We start from the raw sequence: 1,670 nt of genomic DNA, 5'->3' as shown, positions 1-1,670 counted from the left end.
TAAAAGGTCGTTTCAGAAAGGCGGGTCGTCCGCGCAGCCCTCGGCATGCACCTGCATGTCCATGTCTTGCTGGAAGGGAGTTATGTCTTCCCCCCAGCGAGCGAGCGTTGCGATCGCCCGCCGCCGGTACGGGGAGTCGTCGGCAGCAAGAGCGCGGACATCCTTGCGTAGAGATTCGACGTGGTGGGCTAGTAGCGGTGAGGTAAGCAACGGAAGTGCACTGGCCAGGGCGGCCCTGCGGATCTCTGGCTCGCGGTCCGTGAGCAAGGGGCGGATGGCATCAAATAGGGTGGGCCGAAGGACGCGGAACGCTTCGATGTCGACGGCATATCCGCCAGGTGACTCTTCGTTGGCGTCTTCGGCCGTGCTGCCGAGCCAGTCCAGAAGACCGACGCGAAGGAAGAATCCAGGCTCTTCAGCGGAATGTGCTGCTTCTCCCCGTCTCTTGTCAGTGACGATGGCAAGAGTCCGCGGGTGCCCGAGGATCGCCGCGACGAACGACGCGGCAGGGGCCGTGGCGCTGTAGAAGGTGTTCTGATGCGTGACGGCGTGTTGCAGGTCGCGGAGGGCAGCGCCTTGGTTGCGTGCGTCGTCGTCGAGTAGTTGTCGCAAGATCGCGGGCGTCGCTGGAGCAACGTCCGGACAGCAGTGCTCCACCGAACTCCAGTCTGTCCATAGCAGCAGTTCCTCCGGATCAACGGCACGACCGTGCGCACTCTCCATGCTCATCCGGCGAGTGTGACAGCCGGCCAGTGCATCACTGCCGCCAGGGCCGGACAGCCTGGTCACTGGGCTGGCGCTTGGACAATTGGCGCAGGCAGATGACGCAGCACGCAAGTTGCAGAAGCCCTAGATGCAAGTCGGAGCGACGCTCGTAGCGGGTTCGCAGTCGCTTGAACTGATGGAGCCAGGCGAAAGTGCGCTCGACCACCCAGCGGGTCTTGCCAAGCCCTGAACCGTGGGCGACGCCGCGCCGGGCTATGAGGGGCTTGATGCCGCGCTTCCACAGCAGACGACGGTACTTGTCGAAGTCGTAGCCGCGGTCGGCGAACAACCGCTTGGGCTTGCTCCGAGGCCGGCCTCGCATTCCTCGTATGCGGGGGACAGCGTCGAGCAGAGGGAGTAGCTGGGTGACATCATGCCGGTTCCCACCGGTCAGCGAGACAGCGAGCGGAGTGCCGCGGCGATCGACGAGCACATGGTGCTTGGAGCCGGGCCGGCCCCGATCAACCGGCGACGGTCCAACTTGGTCCCCCCTTTGAGAGCACGGACGTGCGATCCGTCCACGGAGCAGTCGTCCAGGTCCAACGAGCTGGCGCGCCGCAGTTCAGTGAGCAGGGCGGCGTGCAGACGTGGCCAGACGCCAGCCTCGGTCCAGTCCCGCAGCCGACGCCAGGCCGTCACTCCAGAACAGCCCACCGTCTCCGCAGGGACATCGCGCCACGCAACACCGGTCCGCAGCACGTACATGACGCCTGCGAGAGCCGCCCGGTCGGGAACACGCAGCCGCCCGGGACACCGTCGGCGCCGTTCGGGAGCGGGCGGCAACAGCGGGGCAACCCGCTCCCACAGAGTGTCAGGAACAAGATCAGTACGCACCCGGCGACACTGCCGTCCGAGATCACCGAGCGCAAGACCTGCGACTCAACTCATTCTGAAACGATCAGTAA

2 protein-coding genes are annotated in these 1,670 nt (G+C 65.3%); both read right to left on the bottom strand.

What is annotated here, in order from left to right; all coding sequences use genetic code 11:
- Positions 1–12: 12 nt before the first annotated feature.
- Positions 13–729 (bottom strand): hypothetical protein, encoded by a 717-nt coding sequence (locus tag ACGF5T_RS36025; RefSeq protein WP_366769557.1) that lies wholly within the window; start codon positions 727–729, stop codon positions 13–15.
- Between the two features lie 28 nt (positions 730–757).
- A protein-coding gene (locus ACGF5T_RS36020) for an IS5 family transposase (protein ID WP_366769558.1) occupies positions 758–1,599 on the bottom strand; the annotation gives its coding sequence in 2 pieces (ribosomal slippage) (positions 758–1,245 and positions 1,245–1,599; 843 coding nt in all).
- Positions 1,600–1,670: the final 71 nt, after the last annotated feature.

Source organism: Streptomyces sp. NPDC047853, from assembly GCF_043204535.1.
Taxonomy (GTDB): Bacteria; Actinomycetota; Actinomycetes; order Streptomycetales; family Streptomycetaceae; genus Streptomyces.
The sequence above is the reverse complement of the archived record's forward strand: the minus strand, read 5'-3'. Positions and strand labels throughout refer to the sequence as shown.

Bases quoted from the DNA above. Each gene is read 5' to 3' on its own strand.
- ACGF5T_RS36025 (WP_366769557.1), bottom strand. From the start codon at position 729: ATGAGCATGGAGAGTGCGCACGGTCGTGCCGTTGATCCGGAGGAACTG.